Source organism: Rhizobium sp. 57MFTsu3.2 (genome assembly GCF_012932765.1).
In the GTDB taxonomy this organism is placed as follows: domain Bacteria; phylum Pseudomonadota; class Alphaproteobacteria; order Rhizobiales; family Rhizobiaceae; genus Rhizobium; species Rhizobium altiplani.
Genome location: NZ_JDWI01000075.1, coordinates 1 through 2641 on the forward strand (window position 1 = coordinate 1; position 2641 = coordinate 2641).

The 2641-nt window shown below is 52.7% G+C and carries 1 rRNA gene; it reads right to left on the minus strand.

From position 1 onward, the window contains the following. Positions 1-22: 22 nt before the first annotated feature. Positions 23-2641, minus strand: a 23S ribosomal RNA gene (locus AF71_RS31245); the annotation flags it as partial.

Below are 2641 nucleotides of genomic sequence, written 5' to 3' on the forward strand. Positions count from 1 at the left end.
AGATGAGCATTGATCAATGAGAACGATCAAGCCAATCGAGCTATTAGTACCGGTAAGCTTCACACATTGCTGCGCTTCCACACCCGGCCTATCAACGTGGTCGTCTTCCACGGCTCTGATAGGGAATACTCGTTTTCAGGTTGGTTTCCCGCTTAGATGCCTTCAGCGGTTATCCATTCCATATGTAGCTACCCTGCTATGCCCTTGGCAGGACAACAGGTCCACCAGAGATATGTCCATCCCGGTCCTCTCGTACTAGGGACAGATCCTGTCAATATTCCTACACCCACGGCAGATAGGGACCGAACTGTCTCACGACGTTCTGAACCCAACTCACGTACCGCTTTAAATGGCGAACAGCCATACCCTTGGGACCTGCTCCAGCCCCAGGATGCGATGAGTCGACATCGAGGTGCCAAACAACCCCGTCGATATGGACTCTTGGGGGTCATCAGCCTGTTATCCCCGGCGTACCTTTTATCCGTTGAGCGATGGCCCTTCCACACGGGACCACCGGATCACTATGACCGACTTTCGTCTCTGCTCGACTTGTCAGTCTCGCAGTCAGGCGGGCTTATGCCATTGCACTCGACGACCGATTTCCGACCGGTCTGAGCCCACCATCGCGCGCCTCCGTTACTCTTTCGGAGGCGACCGCCCCAGTCAAACTACCCACCATACACTGTCCCGGATCCGGATAACGGACCGCGGTTAGACATCCATGACGATAAGGGTGGTATTTCAAGGATGGCTCCACAGAAACTGGCGTCCCTGCTTCAAAGCCTACCACCTATCCTACACATGCCGACACGAATGCCAGTGTAAAGCTATAGTAAAGGTGCACGGGGTCTTTCCGTCTGACCGCAGGAACCCCGCATCTTCACGGGGAATTCAATTTCACTGAGTCTATGTTGGAGACAGCGGGGAAGTCGTTACGCCATTCGTGCAGGTCGGAACTTACCCGACAAGGAATTTCGCTACCTTAGGACCGTTATAGTTACGGCCGCCGTTTACTGGGGCTTCGATTCAAAGCTTGCACCTCTCCTCTTAACCTTCCAGCACCGGGCAGGCGTCAGACCCTATACGTCGTCTTGCGACTTCGCAGAGCCCTGTGTTTTTGATAAACAGTCGCTACCCCCTGGTCTGTGCCACCCCACTTCACTTGCGTAAAATGGGGTCACGCTTCTTCCGAAGTTACGCGTGCAATTTGCCGAGTTCCTTCAACATAGTTCTCTCAAGCGCCTTGGTATACTCTACCTGACCACCTGTGTCGGTTTCGGGTACGGTCTATACGGTGGAGCTATTTCCTGGAACCGCGTCCCTGCAAGATCAATCCAATAAGACCTCACAAGTTGAGCAATCCGTCACTACCACCAGGCCCACGAATATTAACGTGGTTCCCATCGACTACGCGTGTCCGCCTCGTCTTAGGGGCCGGCTAACCCTGCTCAGATTAACTTTAAGCAGGAACCCTTGGTCTTTCGGCGAGAGGGTCTCTCACCCTCTTTATCGTTACTCATGTCAACATTCGCACTTCCGATACCTCCAGGAGCCCTCACGGGTCTCCCTTCATCAGCTTACGGAACGCTCCGCTACCACGTGTATTGCTACACATCCTCAGCTTCGGTGCATGGCTTCAGCCCCGTTACATTTTCGGCGCAAAGACCCTTATTTAGACCAGTGAGCTGTTACGCTTTCTTTAAATGATGGCTGCTTCTAAGCCAACATCCTGGTTGTTTTGGGATCCTCACATCCTTTCCCACTTAGCCATGACTTGGGGACCTTAGCTGGAGGTTAGGGTTGTTGCCCTTTTCACGACGGACGTTAGCACCCGCCGTGTGTCTGCCGACTAGTACTCCTGGGTATTCGGAGTTTGGTTAGGATCAGTAAGACGGTGAGTCCCCATAGCCCATCCAGTGCTCTACCCCCCAGGGTATTCGGTCGACGCTCTACCTAAATAGATTTCGCGGAGAACCAGCTATTTCCGAGTTTGATTGGCCTTTCACCCCTAGCCACAAGTCATCCCAATCTATTGCAACAGATGCGGGTTCGGTCCTCCAGTTGGTGTTACCCAACCTTCAACCTGCTCATGGCTAGATCACTCGGTTTCGGGTCTAATGCAACAAACTAAATCGCCCTGTTCAGACTCGCTTTCGCTTCGCCTACACCTACCGGCTTAAGCTTGCTTGTTACACTAAGTCGTTGACCCATTATACAAAAGGTACGCCGTCACCCTTGCGGGCTCCGACTGTTTGTAGGCATCCGGTTTCAGGTTCTATTTCACTCCCCTTGTCGGGGTGCTTTTCACCTTTCCCTCACGGTACTTGTTCGCTATCGGTCATGCACGAGTACTTAGGCTTGGAGAGTGGTCTCCCCATGTTCAGACAGGATTTCTCGTGTCCCGCCCTACTCTAGGACAATCATGCTATCTACGCGTACGGGGCTGTCACCCGCTACGGCCAAACTTTCCAGATTGTTCCGCTTTAAACACAATTGCCACTGGCCTGGTCCGCGTTCGCTCGCCACTACTTGCGGAGTCTCGGTTGATGTCCTTTCCTGCAGGTACTTAGATGTTTCAGTTCCCTGCGTTCGCTTCTTACACCCTATTTTATTCAGGTGCAGATACCTTATCACAATGCTT